The 16276-nt window shown below is 70.2% G+C and carries 17 protein-coding genes; 14 read left to right on the top strand and 3 right to left on the bottom strand.

The genetic code is table 11. The features are described from left to right. Positions 1 to 7 precede the first annotated feature (7 nt). The 8 genes from tsf to WFJ01_RS04880 all read left to right on the top strand — a co-directional run bounded on the left by tsf (position 8) and on the right by WFJ01_RS04880 (position 5731). Positions 8 to 835 (top strand): translation elongation factor Ts, encoded by an 828-nt coding sequence (gene tsf / locus WFJ01_RS04915; protein ID WP_251440399.1) that lies wholly within the window; start codon positions 8 to 10, stop codon positions 833 to 835. Between the two features lie 141 nt (positions 836 to 976). Continuing rightward, positions 977 to 1693, top strand: a complete 717-nt coding sequence (gene pyrH, locus WFJ01_RS04910; RefSeq protein ID WP_251440384.1) for a UMP kinase — start codon at positions 977 to 979, stop codon at positions 1691 to 1693. Between the two features lie 98 nt (positions 1694 to 1791). Further along, positions 1792 to 2346, top strand: a complete 555-nt coding sequence (gene frr, locus WFJ01_RS04905) for a ribosome recycling factor (RefSeq protein ID WP_251440381.1) — start codon at positions 1792 to 1794, stop codon at positions 2344 to 2346. Positions 2347 to 2354: 8 nt separating this feature from the next. Continuing rightward, positions 2355 to 3398, top strand: a complete 1044-nt coding sequence (locus WFJ01_RS04900; RefSeq protein WP_336628369.1) for a phosphatidate cytidylyltransferase — start codon at positions 2355 to 2357, stop codon at positions 3396 to 3398. After that, positions 3395 to 3970 (top strand): DivIVA domain-containing protein, encoded by a 576-nt coding sequence (locus WFJ01_RS04895; protein WP_292886867.1) that lies wholly within the window; start codon positions 3395 to 3397, stop codon positions 3968 to 3970. The genes WFJ01_RS04900 and WFJ01_RS04895 overlap by 4 nt, the downstream gene beginning before the upstream one ends. A gap of 49 nt (positions 3971 to 4019) precedes the next feature. Further along, the gene (locus tag WFJ01_RS04890) at positions 4020 to 4718 is read left to right on the top strand and encodes a transglycosylase SLT domain-containing protein (protein WP_251440361.1); all 699 of its coding nucleotides are present in this window, start codon (positions 4020 to 4022) and stop codon (positions 4716 to 4718) included. 13 nt (positions 4719 to 4731) lie between these two features. After that, positions 4732 to 5016 (top strand): hypothetical protein, encoded by a 285-nt coding sequence (locus WFJ01_RS04885; RefSeq protein ID WP_251440358.1) that lies wholly within the window; start codon positions 4732 to 4734, stop codon positions 5014 to 5016. Position 5017: 1 nt separating this feature from the next. After that, the gene (locus tag WFJ01_RS04880) at positions 5018 to 5731 is read left to right on the top strand and encodes an alpha/beta hydrolase (protein ID WP_336628368.1); all 714 of its coding nucleotides are present in this window, start codon (positions 5018 to 5020) and stop codon (positions 5729 to 5731) included. Here WFJ01_RS04880 and WFJ01_RS04875 read toward each other — a convergent pair whose 3' ends face one another. Then, complete coding sequence (locus tag WFJ01_RS04875; RefSeq protein ID WP_336628367.1) at positions 5732 to 6790, bottom strand: AI-2E family transporter; 1059 nt, start codon at positions 6788 to 6790, stop codon at positions 5732 to 5734. A 186-nt stretch (positions 6791 to 6976) separates the two neighbouring features. Here WFJ01_RS04875 and WFJ01_RS04870 point away from each other — a divergent pair, with 186 nt between their 5' ends. Next, a complete protein-coding gene (locus WFJ01_RS04870) occupies positions 6977 to 8851 on the top strand; it encodes a glycosyl transferase (protein WP_336628366.1) in 1875 nt (624 codons plus the stop codon). Further along, positions 8848 to 9786, top strand: coding sequence for a tetratricopeptide repeat protein (locus tag WFJ01_RS04865; RefSeq protein ID WP_251440347.1), 939 nt, complete (start codon positions 8848 to 8850; stop codon positions 9784 to 9786). Before WFJ01_RS04870 ends, WFJ01_RS04865 begins: the two co-directional genes overlap by 4 nt. Before the next feature lie 20 nt (positions 9787 to 9806). Here the strand turns inward: WFJ01_RS04865 and WFJ01_RS04860 are convergent, their stop codons facing one another. Then, a complete protein-coding gene (locus WFJ01_RS04860) occupies positions 9807 to 10376 on the bottom strand; it encodes an AAA family ATPase (protein WP_336628365.1) in 570 nt (189 codons plus the stop codon). Positions 10377 to 10430: 54 nt separating this feature from the next. Here WFJ01_RS04860 and WFJ01_RS04855 point away from each other — a divergent pair, with 54 nt between their 5' ends. Next, complete coding sequence (locus WFJ01_RS04855; protein WP_251440342.1) at positions 10431 to 11120, top strand: DsbA family oxidoreductase; 690 nt, start codon at positions 10431 to 10433, stop codon at positions 11118 to 11120. A 168-nt stretch (positions 11121 to 11288) separates the two neighbouring features. Here the strand turns inward: WFJ01_RS04855 and WFJ01_RS04850 are convergent, their stop codons facing one another. Next, positions 11289 to 11780 carry a glutathione peroxidase gene (locus WFJ01_RS04850; protein ID WP_292886886.1) on the bottom strand — a complete coding sequence of 164 codons (492 nt, stop codon included), beginning with the start codon at positions 11778 to 11780 and terminating at the stop codon, positions 11289 to 11291. 60 nt (positions 11781 to 11840) lie between these two features. Between WFJ01_RS04850 and dusB the strand changes: the two genes are divergently transcribed. Genes dusB through dnaG form a run of 3 tightly spaced genes read left to right on the top strand, consistent with a single transcriptional unit; the run spans position 11841 to position 16268 of the window. Next, positions 11841 to 12995 carry a tRNA dihydrouridine synthase DusB gene (gene dusB / locus WFJ01_RS04845; RefSeq protein WP_251440336.1) on the top strand — a complete coding sequence of 385 codons (1155 nt, stop codon included), beginning with the start codon at positions 11841 to 11843 and terminating at the stop codon, positions 12993 to 12995. Between the two features lie 16 nt (positions 12996 to 13011). After that, complete coding sequence (locus WFJ01_RS04840) at positions 13012 to 14391, top strand: deoxyguanosinetriphosphate triphosphohydrolase (protein WP_336628364.1); 1380 nt, start codon at positions 13012 to 13014, stop codon at positions 14389 to 14391. Then, positions 14391 to 16268: a DNA primase gene (dnaG, locus tag WFJ01_RS04835; protein ID WP_295032775.1), complete on the top strand. Its 1878-nt coding sequence runs from the start codon at positions 14391 to 14393 to the stop codon at positions 16266 to 16268. Before WFJ01_RS04840 ends, dnaG begins: the two co-directional genes overlap by 1 nt. The last annotated feature ends 8 nt before the right edge of the window (positions 16269 to 16276 follow it).

The following is a 16276-nucleotide window of genomic DNA, read 5'->3' as shown; positions in this document are numbered from 1 at the left end:
CCACAACATGGCCAACTTCACCATCGCCGACATCAAGGCGCTGCGTGAGCAGCTCGGCACGGGAATGGTCGACACCAAGAAGGCGCTCGAGGAGGCCGACGGCGACGTCGAGAAGGCCGTCGAGATCCTTCGCCTGAAGGGTGCGAAGGGCAACGCCAAGCGCGCTGACCGTTCCACCAGCGAGGGCCTGGTCGTCGCCCGCGAGCAGGACGGCACCGTCACGCTCGTCGAGCTCGCCTGCGAGACCGACTTCGTCGCCAAGAACGACCGCTTCATCGCGCTGGCCGACAAGGTCGCCGACGCGGTCGCCGCCGTCAAGGCCGACACCGTCGAGGATGCCCTCGCGGCCGACGCCGGTGGGCAGACCGTCGAGCAGCTGATCTCGGACGAGGCCGCCATCATCGGCGAGAAGGTCGAGCTGCGCCGCGTGCGCACGCTGACCGGCGACGCCTTCCAGGTGTACCTGCACCGCACGAGCAAGGACCTCCCGCCGCAGGTCGGCGTCGTCGTCGCCTACACCGGTGACGACGCGGAGACCGCGCGCAGCATCGCGCAGCACATCTCGTTCGCGAACCCCTCCTACCTCACCCGTGAGGACGTCCCGGCCGCGGACGTGGAGAAGGAGCGCGAGATCGTCACCGAGATCTCCCGCAACGAGGGCAAGCCGGAGGCCGCTCTGCCGAAGATCGTCGAGGGCCGTGTCACCGCGTTCTTCAAGCAGGTCGCGCTGCTCGAGCAGGACTACGCCAAGGACAACAAGCTGTCCGTCGGCCAGGTCGCGAAGGACGCCGGCATCACGGTGACCGACTTCGCGCGCTTCAAGGTCGGCGCGTAACAGCATCGAAGGGGTTCGGATCCGCCAGGGTCCGGACCCCTTCGTCATGCCCTGGATGCGGCGTGCGGATGCGCGTCGCATCACCCATGTTCTTCCGTGCCGCGCACGGTAGTTTGTTCCACGGATGAGAGGAAGCACTCCATGACCGAACGACAGGGTCGACGCCGCGTCGTCCTCAAGCTCTCCGGTGAGGCCTTCGGCGGCGGCCAGCTCGGGGTCAACCCCGACATCGTCAGCCAGATCGCGCGCGAGATCGCCGCCGCCACCGACCGCGTCGAGATCGCCGTCGTCGTCGGCGGCGGGAACTTCTTCCGGGGGGCCGAGCTCAGCCAGCGCGGCATGGACCGGTCTCGCGCCGACTACATGGGCATGCTCGGCACCGTGATGAACGCCCTGGCGCTCCAGGACTTCCTGGAGCAGGCGGGCGCATCGCCGCGGGTGCAGTCCGCGATCGCGATGACTCAGGTCGCCGAGCCGTACCTGCCGCTGCGGGCCGAGCGGCACATGGAGAAGAGTCGGGTCGTGATCTTCGGCGCCGGCGCCGGCCTGCCGTACTTCTCCACCGACACGGTCGCGGCGCAGCGCGCGCTGGAGATCGGCGCCGACGAGGTTCTCGTCGCCAAGAACGGGGTCGACGCGATCTATACGGCCGACCCGAAGACGGACGCCTCCGCCGAGCGCATCGAGGAGATCACCTTCCAGGACGCGCTGGTGCGCGGACTCAAGGTCGTCGACTCGACGGCGTTCAGCCTCTGCATGGACAACGGCATGGACATGCGCGTGTTCGGCATGGAGCCCGCGGGCAACATCACCCGCGCGCTGCTGGGCGAGCCGATCGGCACCCGCGTCATCGCCTGACGCCGCAGGATCCCGGGCCGCGCCGACGGCGTCGAGCCCGGGATCCGTGCTGCGCCCCCGATAGACTTGAGACGAACCCCCTGACGATAGGAGTCACCGTGATCGCGGATGTCCTCGCCGACACCACCTCCCGCATGCAGCGCGCCGTCGAGGCCGCCAAGGAGGACTTCAGCACGGTGCGCACCGGCCGTGCCAACCCGCAGATGTTCCAGAAGGTGCTGGTGGACTACTACGGCACGCCGACCCCCCTCGCGCAGCTCGCCTCGCTCGCCAACCCCGAGGCGCGCTCGCTCATCGTCACGCCCTACGACAAGTCGGCGCTCAAGGCGATCGAGCAGGCGATCCGCGACATGCCGAACCTGGGAGCCAACCCGTCCAACGACGGCAACATCGTGCGTGTCACGATGCCCGAGCTCACCGCCGAGCGCCGCAAGGAGTACGTCAAGCTCGTCAAGAGCAAGGGCGAGGACGCGAAGGTGCACGTCCGCGGCATCCGGCGCAAGGCGAAGGACGAGCTGGACTCGCTCAAGAGCGAGCTCGGCGAGGACGAGATCGCCCGCGGCGAGAAGGAGCTCGACGCCCTCACGCGCCAGCACGTCGATCTCATCGACGAGGCCGTGAAGCGCAAAGAGGCCGAGCTGCTCGAGGTCTGAGAGCGCCGATGAGCATCCCGTCCGGCGACGACGACGCGTCGACGATCCCGCCACGACCCCCGCTGCCGCCGCGCACCGGTGCAAGCGCCCCGACGCGCACCGGTGACAACCTGCAGGCCCAGTGGCAGGCCAAGAAGGCCGAGATCGAGACGCACGTCTCGCATGCGCGCGATCAACTCGATCAGGCGAATGAGCGCATCAAGGAGCGCACGGGGCGCGATCTCCTGGTCGCGATCGGCGTCGGCCTGCTGATCGGCGGCGTGATCCTCGCCTCGCTGCTGTTCGCGAAGTGGTCCTTCGTGGTGATCGGCCTCGCCATCATCCTGCTCGCCGTGTGGGAGCTCGTGCTGGCCCTGCGCGCCGGCGGCCGCAAGGTCGACCTCTGGCCTCACCTGGTCCTCGGCGCGGGGCTCGCTGCGAGCGGCTACTTCGCCGATCCGTGGCTGTGCTGGGTGATGCTGTCGGTCGCCGTCTTCGGCGTCATCGTCTGGCGGCTTCTCGCCCAGATGATCGTGAAGGACGGCCGCACCTACGGCGACGTCCTCACCGACGTACTCGCCGCGGGGTTCATCCAGGTCTACGTCCCCTTCCTCGGCGCGATCATGCTGATGCTGCTGCGTCAGCCGCGCGGCGAGTGGTGGGTGCTCGCCCTCATCGTCGTCGTCGTGGTCGCCGACACCTGCGCCTACGCGTCCGGCCTGCTGTTCGGCCGGGGCGGCCGGCATCCGATGGCGCCGCGGGTCAGCCCGAAGAAGACCTGGGAGGGATTCGCCGGCGCCGTCGTCGGATCGCTCGTGGCCGGTGCGCTCGTCGGCGTCTACATGCTCGAGGTGCCGTGGTGGGCCGGTCTCATCATCGGTGCGGCGCTCGTCGCCTCGGCCACGATCGGCGACCTCGGGGAGTCGCTGCTGAAGCGCGACCTCGGGATCAAGGACATGAGCTCCTGGATCCCCGGTCACGGCGGACTGCTGGATCGTCTGGACAGCATGCTCCCGTCTGCCGTCGTGGCCCTCGCCCTGTACATCCTCCTCACCCCCCTGGTGGCAGCATGACCGATTCCGTCCGTTCCGACGCCGCCGGGTCGGCTCCGAGCTTCGCCGTCGTCACCCGCCGCGAGAAGGGCTATCAGCGCGCCGCCGTCGACACCTTCCTCGGACGGGCGCGCAGCGCCTTCGAGGACGAGGCGGAGGGGATCAGCGCCGCCGACATCCGCGCGGCGTCGTTCCCGCTGGTCCGCGGCGGATACGACATCGCGGCCGTCGATGCGGCGCTCGCCCGGGTCGAGGACGCCTTCGCGCAGCGTGAGCGGGCGGCGGCGGTGGCGGCCGCGGGCGCCTCCGCGTGGGTCGGCCGGGCACGGACCGACGCTCAGGTGATCCTGGATCACCTGAGCCGCCCGGAAGGTCACCGCTTCGCGCGCACCGGGCCGCTGACGTTCGGCTACCGCGTGGACGAGGTCGATCACGTCGCGAAGCGGATCGTGCGCTTCCTTCGCGACGGAGACGCGCTGAGCGCCGAGCAAGTGCGGCAGACCGCGTTCCGCATGCAGCGACGCGGGTACCGCGAGGAGCAGGTGGACGCCCTGCTCGACGCGACGATCGACGTGCTCCTCGCGATCCGCTGAGCGATTCTCATGGCGGATTCAGGTTCCCCTGGCTAGAATCGGACCCATTGTGACTCCCGATAACGATTCGATAGCGGCGCGCACCCCGAACGCCGTCCAGAACGCAGCAGCCACAGCCCCCCGTGCCGGCAAGAAGGCGTTCCCCCGGAGGAACGCCGCCTCCGCGGTGCTCGCCGGACTGGCGGTGGTCGGCTTCTCCGTCGCGATCGTGGCTCCGGCCGGTCTCGCCATGTCGGCTTCCGAGCCGGCGCATGCCTCGGTCACCACGGCGTACGCGCTTGCCGCGCGCGATGCCCAGAACATCACCGTCTCCGTGCACGGGGTGACGCCGACGGCGCAGACCCGCGACGCATTCGAGGTCTACGTCACGCCGAAGCCGACGCCGACCCCGGAGCCCGTGGTGGCTTCCAGCGACAGCTCCTCGTCCAGCTCGGACTCCAGCGGTCCCGGACCCCTCTTCTACACGGGAGGCGGCGCGCCCGCGGAGTGGATGGCCGCCGCCGGCATCGCCTCGAGCGACTGGGGCAACGTCGACTACATCGTCAGTCGGGAGAGCGGCTGGAACCCCAACGCCACGAACAGCGGATCGGGAGCCTGCGGACTCGTCCAGGCGCTGCCGTGCAGCAAGGTCCCCGGCAACGGCTACGACCCGGTCGACAACCTGCGGTGGGCGAACGGCTACGCGGTGGGACGCTACGGCAGCTGGGGCGCCGCGGTGGCGTTCTGGTCCTCCAACAACTGGTGGTGAGCAGCGCTCACCCATGCCACGCTCGCACAGACGACGTCCGGAGCGCCCGCGGGACGACGGTCTCGACCGGCTGATCGCCGGCTGGAAGCGCACCGAGATGCGTGGCAGCACCGAGTGGTACGTCCAGCCGCTGTCCGCCGCGCAGGCTCAGAAGGAGTACATGTGCCCCGGCTGCTCCGGGCTCATCCCGATCGGCACGGCGCACCTCGTGGTCTGGCGCGCTGACGGCGTCCTCGGCGATGCCGCGGACCTCGCGGCCCGACGGCACTGGCACAACGGCTGCTGGCGGAGGGGCTGAGATGGAGATCCGCGGACCCCGTCCGCTGCCGGCCCGGCGCGAAGAGATCGAGCTGCGCACCGAGGACGAGCTGCGCCTCGTCGGCGAACTCGCCCTTCCGGAGAGCCGGGATCCTGCGGCCACCCTCGTCACCCTGCACCCGCTCCCGACGGCCGGCGGGTTCATGGACTCGCACATCCTGCGCAAGGCCGCAGCGCGTCTGCCTGCCCTGGCGGATCTCGCGGTGCTGCGGTTCAACTCGCGCGGCACCTCCTCGCCCCGCGGGCGGAGCGAGGGCGCCTTCGGCGGGGGAGAGGCCGAACGGCATGACGTGGCCGCGGCCATGGCCTTCGTCCGGGCGCGGGGACTGCCCCGGCCGTGGCTCGTGGGCTGGTCGTTCGGGACCGAGCTGGCGCTCAAGTACGGCCGCTCCCACGACATCGAGGGCGTCATCCTGCTCTCTCCGCCGCTGCACCGGGCCACTGAGGCGGAGGTCGCCGCCTGGGCCCACGACGAACGGCAGGTCGTGGTGCTGGTTCCCGAGCTCGACGACTATCTGCGCCCGGCGGAGGCGATCGCGCGGTTCGCAGCGATCCCGCACGCGCGCCTCATCGCCGTCGACGGCGGACGACACCTGTGGGTGGGCGAGACGCAGACGCGACGCGTGCTGGACGAGATCGTCGCGGCCGTGAACCCGAGTGCGCTTCCTCTGGCGCGGGAGTGGCCCGCGTCCTGACTATCGCTCGTTCATCCGGGGGATGAGCACCTGCCGGTAGATGATCAGGACGCTCGCCGCGACGGGGATCGCGATGAGGGCGCCGAGCAGGCCGAGAAGGGCGCCACCGGACAGCGCCGCGATGACGACGACGGCGCCGGGTACCGAGACGGCGCGGTTCATCACCCGCGGCGAGATGACGTAGGCCTCGATCTGCATGTAGATGAGGTAGTAGATCGCGGCGATGAGAGCGGTGAGGGGCGTCGAGCTGAGGCCGAGGCACACCAGCACGATGATCGTGGATCCGGTCAGCGTGCCGACCAGCGGGATCAGCGAGAAGAAGAAGGCGATCACGGCGAGCACGATCGCGAACGGCGCCTGGATGATCGAGAGGAAGATCAGGCTGAGCAGGCCGTTGATCACGCCCATGGTCACCTGGCCCATGACGTAGTAGCCGACGGAAGCGGTGATCTGCTCCGCGAGATCGATGAAGCGCTCCCGCTTCGACGCAGGGACCACCTGGTACACGGCGCCCTTGAGCGAGGGGATCGCCGCGGTGAAGTAGATGGTCAGGATCAGGATGATGAACGTGCCGCTGATGCCGGCGAACAGCGCACCGCCGACGACGATGACGCCCTGTCCGATGGAGCTGCTGATGTCGCCGAGATTCTTGTTCAGCCAGTCGTTCACATAGCCGAACACGGTGTCGACGTCGAGGTTGGGGAACAGGCTCTCGAGCCAGTGCTTGAAATCGGCCATCGCGGTGCCGCTGTTCACGATCTGGGTGATCTGCTGGACGAGGAGCGAGATCTGGTTCACCAGGATCGGGATCACCGTCAGCACGATGCCGACGAAGATCCCGAGCACGACGACCACGGTGATCAGCACAGCCGCCCAGCGGGGAAGGCGTCGACGGGTCAGCCAGCTGACCATCGGATCGAGGCCCAGGCTGAGGAACAGTGCGGTGCCGACGTACAGCAGGATCGTCGACAGGCTCTGCACGCTCTGGATGAGCAGGATCCCGAGGCCGACGCCCAGGGTCGCCACCAGCGCGGTGCGGAACGGGTTGTGCAGCTTCATGGCATCCTTCGTGCTCGATCCACCAGCGTAACCGGAGGCGCGCGGAGAGATCAGGAGCATCGCCGCCGAGGACGCATCGGGCGCATCGAGGCCGCCCTCGTGGCATCCATACAGGTCGTTTCGCTAGTCTGAAACGTCGAGCGGAGATCGCGGGCGACTGCCCGAGGATCGCGGAGGAGACTTTTCGTGCGTTTTGTATGGGCTGTGGTGGCCTTCGTGCTGGCGGCCGTCCTGATCGGGACCGGTATCGCGCAGCGGACCATCTTCCTCGGTCCCAAGGATGTCTCGGCCGAGTTGAGCGTCAAGACACCGCAGGCCTACACCGTCATCGACTCGGCGGTGCTGCGTGCGCATCCCGGTGAGCAGACGCTCGTCGCGCAGGGGAAGGGCACCGTCTTCGTGGCCCAGGCGCGCACCGCCGACCTGGAAGCATGGCTCAGCGACACGAGCTTCAACCGGATCACGCTGGGCAAGGACGGCACGACGAGCGCCAAGGTCGTCGAGCCGACGGTGTCCTCGGAGGACACAAAGGACGTCCAGCGCAACCCTGCCGGTTCCGACCTGTGGCTCGACAGCGTCTCGGACAAGAACTCCCTGACCGATCGGATGCAGGTGCCCGAGGGCGTCAGCGTGCTCGTCGCCTCGGACGGCAAGGCCGATGCCCCCGCCGACGTGACGGTCAAGTGGCCCCTCGACACCGCGACGCCGTGGGCGGGACCGCTCATGGTGGCCGGCGGAGCCTTCCTCCTGCTCGGCCTCGTGCTCTACGTGCTGGCGATCCGGCACTCCCGGCGCGGTCGCGGCCCGCGCCGCAAGGCGCCGCCGCCCCTTCCGGCCACCGAGCCGATCGACGTCGCCGGTCGCGCGGCCGTGGAAGAGGCGCAGGGATCCGCTCCGGCCCGGACCGCGCCGGTGGCGCGGCCGGAGCCGGTCGCGCCGGAGGAGGACCGCCCCTCACCCGCCGAGCCCCCGGTGCGGGAGCGCAGGGCGATCCGCCCGCGCCGCCGCGCTCTTCTGCTGCTTCCCGCCGTCGGGGTGACCGCCGCCCTCCTCACCGGCTGCACGCCCGACATCTGGCCGCAAGCCGCGACCTCCCCGACCCCGACGCCGACGGAGACACAGGTCGCCGAGGCCGGGCAGCAGGCGCCGGCGGTCACCGAGGCGCAGGCGGCTCGGATCCTGGAGAGCATCTCCGCGACCCTGGCCGATGCCGACAAGAACCTCGATGCGTCGAAGGCCGAGTCCCGTCTCGAGGGCGCCGCGCTCGAAGCCCGCAAGACCGCCTACGCCGTGCGGAAGAGCGTGACCGATTTCGCGCTGCCCGCGACCATCCCGGCGGAGAAGATCAAGATCCTCGTGCCGCAGGCCTACGACTCGTGGCCGCGCACGGTGCTCATGCTCGTCGAGCACGGGAACGACGAGAAGGTCGCCCCCCTGATCATGACCATGACCCAGCCGGATCCGTGGGCGAACTACAAGATCTCCTCGGTCGCGGAGATGCAGGCGGCGGCCAAGCTGCCGAACATGGCGCCGGCCTGGCTGGGAGCCAAGCTCACCCCGCCCGACTCGCCGTTCCTCGCCACCGAGCCGAACAAGCTCGCCGCGGAGTTCGCGAACGTGATCGACCAGGGGAACAAGAGCGAGTTCTACGACAAGTTCGACAAGACCGCGCTCGCGTTCGCGAAGTCGGTGCAGGAGAGCCGCGCCACGCTGCAGCAGGCCCTCAAGGACGCGAACGCCGACACCACCTCGAGCCTGACGTTCGCAGCGACCGCCGGCCGGGAGCAGCCGGTGTCGATGTCCAGCATCGACAGCGGGGCTGTCGTGGCGGTCACCGTCGACGACTCCCAGACGATCAAGCCGACCTCGGCGGATGCCGTGATCAAGCTCGACAAGAACCCCTCGGCGAAGGCGCTCACCGGCGTCGACCAGTCGGCGACGGGCTTCGTGTCGGTGTACGGCGTGCAGCTCTTCTTCGCCGTCCCGGCACAGGGATCCGAGGGCAAGATCACGCTGCTGGCTGCGTCCCAGCAGCTCCAGAGCGTGACGGAGATCAAATGACCGAGATGTCCGCAGCGGCCCTCCGCGGCGCCGTCGACCTGTCGTCCCTGCGCAACCGGCCGCCGGCTCAGGCCCCCGGAGCGCCCGCCGCCGGAGAGGCAGGGCCGATCCCGCTCGTGGTCGACGTCACCGACGCGACCTTCGGGCAGGTGCTCGAGCTCTCGCAGAGCGTGCCGGTGGTCGTGGACCTGTGGGCCGAGTGGTGCGGCCCCTGCAAGCAGCTGAGCCCCGTACTCGAGAAGGTCGTGACCGAGCTCGCCGGCCGCGTCGTGCTCGCGAAGGTCGACGTCGACGCCAATCCGCAGCTCGCGCAGGGGTTCCGGGCCCAGTCGATCCCGATGGTGGTGGCCCTGGTCGCGGGACAGCCCGTGCCGCTGTTCACCGGAGCGGTGCCCGAGGAGCAGGTGCGCGAGGTCTTCGCCCAGCTGCTGGAGCTCGCGGCGCAGCACGGCGTGACGGGGACCATCCCGGTCGGCGAGACCGCGGCCGACGGCGATGCCCCGGAGCCGGAGGCGCCCCCGCTGCCGCCTCTGCATCAGGAGGCGTTCGATGCGATCGAACAGGGGGACTTCGCTGCGGCGATCGACGCGTACGAACGCGCGCTGACGGAGAACCCCCGCGATGAGGAGGCCCGTGCGGGCCTCGGCCAGGTGCGTCTGCTGCACCGCACCCAGGGCCTCGACCTCACCGCGGTCCGGGCCGCGGCGGCCGCGGCGCCGGCCGACGTCGATGCCCAGTTCGCCGTCGCGGACCTCGATGTCGCGGGCGGGCACGTGGCCGACGCCTTCGATCGTCTGCTCGACCTGTTCACGGCCGTTCCCGCCGAGGACCAGGGGCGGGTGCGCGAGCGCCTGGTGGAGCTCTTCGGTCTGGTCGGGGATGCCGACCCGCGGGTGCTCGCCGCACGTCGGCGGCTGGCGACGCTGCTCTTCTGAGCTGAGGCGCAGCGTTCCCGTCAGTCCGCGGACGGGACGGCCCGAAGCCAGCGTTCCACCTCGGCGGGGCGTCCGAACCGGAGGACGGTGAGGCAGGGGTAGTCGGCGCGGACGGAGGGCATCCTCTCCCGCCACGTGTCGCGGGTCTGCGCCTGCCAGCGCAGGATGTTCTCCTCGGGGTCGCGGCGGAGCATGTGCCAGATCGGCTTCTCGCGGTTGCCGTTCCACAGCTCGGTGCGCAGCAGGCTGCGGGAGACGGTGCGCCGCAGGAGCCGGGCGCGGGCGACCGCGTACGGGTAGTCGAGCCAGATCGCCAGATCGGCACGGGGCGCGAAGATCGGATCCGTGCCCCTCCCGCTGTACTGCCATTCCGTCACCCAGCGGTCGGATGCGGCGAAGGCGCGGACGTCGTCGAGGAACGATTCGCGCGGCGTCCACTCCGGTCCGTGGAACAGCGCGTCCAGCTCGACATGCGGCAGGCCGCGTCGTGCCGCGAGCCGACGGGCCAGCGTGGTCTTGCCGCTCCCGGTGATGCCCGCGATGAGAATGCGGTGCGCGGAGAACGGCGGCGTCGCGGGATCCACGGGCATCGGATGAGGCTAGCACCCGGAATACCCACCCGGAACATGCGGTTGAATCGATGTGTGAGCGAACCCATCTCGATCGACATCTGGTCCGACATCGCCTGCCCGTGGTGCTACATCGGCAAGCGCAACCTCGAGGCGGGGCTCGCTGCCACCGCCGAGGACGATGATGCCCCCGAGGTCAGCATCACTTTCCATTCGTTCGAGCTCTCGCCGGATACGCCGGTCGACTTCTCCGGCGACGAGGCCGACTTCCTGATGGGTCACAAGGGCATGCCGCGCGCACAGGTCGAGCAGATGCTCGACCGTGTCACGGGCATCGCGAAGGACGCCGGCCTGGAGTACCGGTTCGACCTGCTCCAGCACACCAACACGGTCAAGGCCCATGAGCTGCTGCACCACGCCAAGGCGCAGGGTCGCCAGCACGACATGGAGGAGCGGCTCATGTCCGCGTACTTCACCGAGGGGCGGCACGTCGGACGGATCGAGGATCTGGCCGACCTGGCGGCGGAGATCGGCCTCGACCGCGATGCCGCGCTGGAGGCGCTGCAGACCGAGCGGCACCTCCAGGACGTGCGCGCCGACCAGGCGCAGGCGCAGGCCTACGGCATCCAGGGCGTGCCGTTCTTCGTGATCGACGGTCAGTACGGCGTCAGCGGCGCGCAGCCGCCGGAGGCGTTCGCCGGCGTGCTGCGGGAGCTGTGGGCCAAGCGCGGGCAGGACGCCGAAGCCGAGCCTGCCGCCGGCTGAGCCGCGACTGCTTTCAGCGAGACCGAACTCCCGTCCCGAGACCGTGCGAATATACGCGAGTCTCGGGGCGGGAGTTCGGTCTCGTGGTCAAGAGGGGCGACTCGCCCGAGCGCGTCCGCGAGCCCGAGCCCGAGCGCGTCCGCGAGCCCGAACGCTCGCACGAGCGCGTCAGACGAGGGCGCTCTCGATGGCGGCCACGATCTCGGGGTCGTCCGGGACCTGGCGCGGACGGAACCGCTGCACGGATCCGTCCGGGGAGACCAGGAACTTCTCGAAGTTCCACTCCACGCGTCCCGACTTGCCGTTGCCGTCCGGCGTCGTCTTGAGGGTCTTGTACAGGTCGGCCGCGCTGCGCCCGTTCACCTTGACCTTGTCGTTGATCGGGAACGAGATCCCGTAGGTCGTGGAGCAGAACTCGAGGATCTGATCCATGGAACCGGGCTCCTGACCGAAGAACTGGTTGCAGGGGAAGCCGACCACGGTGAGGCCGCGATCCCCGAAGCGCCGCTGCAGCTCCTCGAGCTGGGCGTACTGAGGGGTGAGACCGCATTTCGACGCGACGTTCACGACGAGCACAGGGCCGGTGCCGTAGTCATCGAGCGTCCGCGTGGCGCCTTCGGCGTCGGTGAAGGGGATCTGGCGCAGAGGGGTGGCAGACATGTGCACAAGCCTAGGCGCGGCGGGCATCGCGGGCGCCGGATCTGGGACAATGGAGAGGATATGACTCTCGCCCCTGCTTCCGTCCGGCCCCTGCAGATCGGCCCGCTGCGCATCGACGTCCCCGTCGTGCTCGCGCCGATGGCGGGCATCACCAACACCGCGTTCCGTCGGCTGTGCCGCGAGTACGGCGCCGGCCTGTACGTCAGCGAGATGATCACCTCGCGGGCGCTGGTCGAACGCAATGCGATCACGATGCGCCTCATCCAGCATCACGAGAGCGAGACGCCGCGATCGATCCAGCTCTACGGCGTGGATCCCGGAACGATCGCGGAGGCGGTGCGGATCATCGTCGCCGAGGATCGCGCCGACCACATCGACCTCAACTTCGGCTGCCCGGTGCCCAAGGTCACCCGCAAGGGCGGCGGGGCAGCGCTGCCCTGGAAGATCGGGCTGTTCTCGGAGATCGTCGAGCGCGCGGTGAAGGCGGCCGGCGACGTGCCGCTCACCGTGAAGATGCGCAAGGGCATCAACAAGGACCACCTGACCTTCCTCGACGCGGGGCGGGCCGCGGAGGACGCGGGCGCGGCCGCCGTGGCGCTGCACGCGCGCACCGCGGGGGAGTACTACTCCGGGCACGCGGACTGGTCGGCGATCGGCGAGCTCAAGCAGGCGGTCACCTCGATCCCGGTGCTCGGCAACGGTGACATCTGGAGTGCGGACGACGCCGTCCGGATGATGGCGGAGACCGGCTGCGACGGCGTGGTGGTGGGCCGGGGATGCCTCGGTCGCCCCTGGCTGTTCGGCGAGCTCGCCGCCGCCTTCGGCGATGAGCGCGCCGTGCAGGTCGATGCGACGCTCGGCTTCGTGAAGGACGCGTTCCGCCGGCACGCCGAACTCCTCGTCGAGTTCTTCGAGGACGAGGACCGCGGCTGCAAGGACGTCCGTAAGCACGTCGCCTGGTACTTCAAGGGCTATCCGGTCGGCGGTGACATCCGCGCGGCGCTCGCCCGTGTGTCGACCCTGCAGGAGATCGACGACATCCTCGGCACGCTCGGCGACGCGCCGTACCCCGGAGCCCCGGCGGAGGGGCAGCGGGGCCGGGCCGGGACGCCGAAGCGCACGGCACTGCCCGACGGCTGGCTGGATTCGCGCGAGGTCGCCTCCGAGGTCACGGACATGATGCGCGGCGCCGAGGTCGAGAACAGTGGCGGCTGAGCCGGGAAGCGCGGACGTGGCGGGAGTCGCCTCCGGCTACGACGCGCATGACGCCGCGCGCTTCTTCGCCGAGACCCACCGTTCGGAGCGCGACGACTTCGCCCGGGATCGCGCCCGGGTGCTGCATTCGGCGGGGCTGCGCCGGCTCGCCGCGAAGACGCAGGTGCTGAGCCCCGCGTCGACGGCCGACTTCGCGCGGAACCGCCTCACGCACTCCCTCGAGGTCGCGCAGGTCGGGCGCGAGCTCGCCGTCGCGCTCGGCGTGTCCGCCGACGTGGTCGACACGGCGTGTCTGAGCCACGATCTCGGTCATCCGCCGTTCGGGCACAACGGCGAGCGCGCGCTCAACGACTGGGCCGCCGACATCGGCGGGTTCGAGGGCAACGCGCAGTCGCTGCGGATCCTCACCCGACTCGAGGCCAAGGTGCTCGACGATCGGGACCGCTCGGTCGGGCTCAACCTCACGAGGGCCAGTCTCGACGCCACCTGCAAGTACCCCTGGACCGTGAACAGCCCCGTGCCGGATCCGGGCGGGCGCCTGAAGTTCGGCGTGTACCCGGAGGACGAGGACGTGTTCCGCTGGATGCGCGAGGGCGCGCCGGGGCGGCTGCGATGCATCGAGGCCGAGATCATGGATCTCTCCGACGACATCGCCTACTCCGTGCACGACTTCGAGGACGCGATCGTCAACGGTTACCTCGACGTCGCCCAGCTCGCGGATCCGGCCGAGCACCACGCGCTCGTCGGGCGGATCCAGCAGTGGGTCGGCTACGACTACACCCGCGAGGATCTCGCCGATGCGCTCTACCGGTTGACCCGTCAGCCGATGTGGCTGACGTCGTTCGACCGTTCCCGGCGCGACCTCGCCCGTCTCAAGAACCTCACGAGCGACATGATCGGGCGCTTCGCGCGGGCGGCGGTGTCGGCGACCCGGGAGGCGTATCCGGGTCCGAGCCTCGCGCGCTACAACGCGCACGTGGTCGTGCCGAAGGTGATCGAGGCCGAGATCGCGGTGCTCAAGGGCATCATGGGGCAGGCCATCGTGACGATCGACGCCCGTCGCGGGGTCTACAAGGAGCAGCGCCGGGTGCTCAAGCGTCTCGCCGACGCGCTCTGGTCGACGGATGCGCTGTGGACGGCCGGCGCCGACGTGCTGGAGCCGGCCTTCGCCGCCGACTTCCACGACGCCGGGTCCGATGCGGAGCGAGCCCGCGTCGTCGTCGACCAGGTCGCGAGTCTCACGGACCAGACCGCGGTGGACTGGCACAACCGCCTCGTCGGCGACATCGACCCCGCCGAGGTCGGAATCTGGACGCCGCGGCACGCCAGGCCTCGTGCGGCGCACGCCGGGCGCGCCACGTCGGAGGCCCTCCTCGCGACCGACGGCGGCCGCTGATGCCGCGGATCGCACAGGCGGACGTCGACGAGGTCAAGGCCCGCACGAACATCGCCGACATCGTGGGGGAGCGCGTCTCCCTCAAGTCCGCCGGCGTCGGGTCGATGAAGGGCCTGTGCCCTTTCCACGACGAGAAGAGCCCCAGCTTCCACGTGCGACCGCAGGTCGGCTACTACCACTGCTTCGGCTGCGGGGCATCCGGCGACGTCTACTCGTTCCTGCGCGAGATGGACCATGTGAGCTTCACCGAGGCCGTGGAGCGGCTCGCCGCACGCGTCGGATACACGCTGCACTACGAGGACGGCGGGCCCGCCCCTGAGACGAGCGGCCGCAGTCGGCTCTACGCCGCCAACACCGCGGCGGCGGAGTTCTTCCGGAGCCAGCTGCTCAGCCCCGAGGCCGAGTCGGCGCGCGCGTTCCTCGGGCAGCGGGGATTCGATGCCGGCGCCGCGGCGCACTTCGGCGTGGGCTATGCGCCGCGCGGCTGGGACGGCATGCTCAAGGCCCTCAGCGCCCAGGGCTTCACCCGGGACGAGCTCACCGCCGCCGGCCTCGTGTCCGCTGGGCAGCGGGGCGTCTACGATCGCTTCCGCGGCCGTGTGGTCTGGCCGATCCGGGACGTCACGGGGCAGACGATCGGCTTCGGCGCGCGCAAGCTCTACGACGACGACCAGGGCCCGAAGTACCTGAACACCCCCGAGACGCCGATCTACAAGAAGGCCCAGGTGCTCTACGGCCTGGATCTGGCCAAGCGCGACATCTCCCGGGGAGACCCCAAGCGCGTCGTCGTCGTCGAGGGCTACACCGATGTGATGGCGTGTCACCTCGCCGGGGTCACCACGGCGATCGCCACCTGCGGCACGGCGTTCGGCGCGGAGCACATCAAGCTGCTGCGCCGGGTGATGGGGGATGACTCCGCGGCAGGTGAGGTGGTGTTCACCTTCGACGGAGATGAGGCGGGTCAGAAGGCGGCGCTGCGGGCGTTCACCGAGGACGACCGGTTCAATGCGCAGACCTTCGTCGCCGTGGCCCCCGACGGTCTGGATCCCTGCGATCTGCGTCTGCAGCGCGGCGATCAGGCGGTGCGCGGACTCATGTCCACCAAGGTCCCCATGTTCGAGTTCGTGATCGACCGGAAGATCGGCTCCTTCGACCTCGGCACCGCCGAGGGACGGGTGGGTGCGCTCCGCGCCGCGGCCCCGATCGTGGCCGAGATCCGTGACGCGCTGCTGCGACCCGAGTACGAGCGCATCCTGGCGCGCCGGCTGGGGATGGATCCGACCGACGTGCACGCCGAGGTGCGTCGTCACGAGCGTCGCCGCCGCGACGGCGCCGGCGCGCGCGAGCAGCAGACGACTCCCGCCGCGGCGTCGTCGCCGGTCGCGAGCGAGGCGGCGACGACGGTCCCCGTGGTGACCCTGGCGACGCTGCCGCGGACCGGAGACGCGCCGCTCGAGCGGGACGCGCTGATGGGCGCCCTGCAGTACGGGCACCAGCTCGACGCAGAGCTGCTGCAGCGGGCCGTCAGCGCGCCGTTCTCCGTGCCGGCGCTGGACGCGGTGCGCGAGGCCATCGGCCAGGTGCCGGACCGGCAGCGACCCGGATGGGCGCTGCAGGCGGTGGACTCTGTGCGGGAGCCGTATCGCGGGCTCGCCGGGGAACTGCTCATGGCGGCGTTCCCGGCGCGCGACGAGCAGGGAGCGAGGGCGTCGGCGACCGATCTCTGCCGACGGCTCATCGTCCGCGGTCTGGAGCGCGAGAAGAGCGAGCTGCTCGGTGCGATCCAGCGCCTGCCCGCCGATTCCGACGGGGCCAGGGCGATCGCACGCCGGCTCGTCGAGATCGATTCCGAGCGGCAGCGGTACAACGAGTCCTGAGGCCCGCC

Origin of the sequence: Microbacterium sp. MMO-35 (assembly GCF_037147555.1) — a bacterium.
In the GTDB taxonomy this organism is placed as follows: domain Bacteria; phylum Actinomycetota; class Actinomycetes; order Actinomycetales; family Microbacteriaceae; genus Microbacterium.
The sequence above is the reverse complement of the archived record's forward strand: the minus strand, read 5'-3'. Positions and strand labels throughout refer to the sequence as shown.

What these genes read in the sequence shown, in the direction of transcription:
- WFJ01_RS04850 (WP_292886886.1), bottom strand. Translation starts at nt 11,780, where the DNA reads ATGTCTGCCACCCCTCTGCGCCAGATCCCCTTCACCGACGCCGAAGGC.
- WFJ01_RS04885 (WP_251440358.1), top strand. Translation starts at nt 4,732, where the DNA reads ATGCCACGCTCGCACAGACGACGTCCGGAGCGCCCGCGGGACGACGGT.
- WFJ01_RS04900 (WP_336628369.1), top strand. Translation starts at nt 2,355, where the DNA reads ATGAGCATCCCGTCCGGCGACGACGACGCGTCGACGATCCCGCCACGA.
- WFJ01_RS04860 (WP_336628365.1), bottom strand. Translation starts at nt 10,376, where the DNA reads ATGCCCGTGGATCCCGCGACGCCGCCGTTCTCCGCGCACCGCATTCTC.
- WFJ01_RS04865 (WP_251440347.1), top strand. Translation starts at nt 8,848, where the DNA reads ATGACCGAGATGTCCGCAGCGGCCCTCCGCGGCGCCGTCGACCTGTCG.
- WFJ01_RS04880 (WP_336628368.1), top strand. Translation starts at nt 5,018, where the DNA reads ATGGAGATCCGCGGACCCCGTCCGCTGCCGGCCCGGCGCGAAGAGATC.
- dnaG (WP_295032775.1), top strand. Translation starts at nt 14,391, where the DNA reads ATGCCGCGGATCGCACAGGCGGACGTCGACGAGGTCAAGGCCCGCACG.
- WFJ01_RS04875 (WP_336628367.1), bottom strand. Translation starts at nt 6,790, where the DNA reads ATGAAGCTGCACAACCCGTTCCGCACCGCGCTGGTGGCGACCCTGGGC.
- WFJ01_RS04895 (WP_292886867.1), top strand. Translation starts at nt 3,395, where the DNA reads ATGACCGATTCCGTCCGTTCCGACGCCGCCGGGTCGGCTCCGAGCTTC.
- pyrH (WP_251440384.1), top strand. Translation starts at nt 977, where the DNA reads ATGACCGAACGACAGGGTCGACGCCGCGTCGTCCTCAAGCTCTCCGGT.
- dusB (WP_251440336.1), top strand. Translation starts at nt 11,841, where the DNA reads ATGACTCTCGCCCCTGCTTCCGTCCGGCCCCTGCAGATCGGCCCGCTG.
- tsf (WP_251440399.1), top strand. Translation starts at nt 8, where the DNA reads ATGGCCAACTTCACCATCGCCGACATCAAGGCGCTGCGTGAGCAGCTC.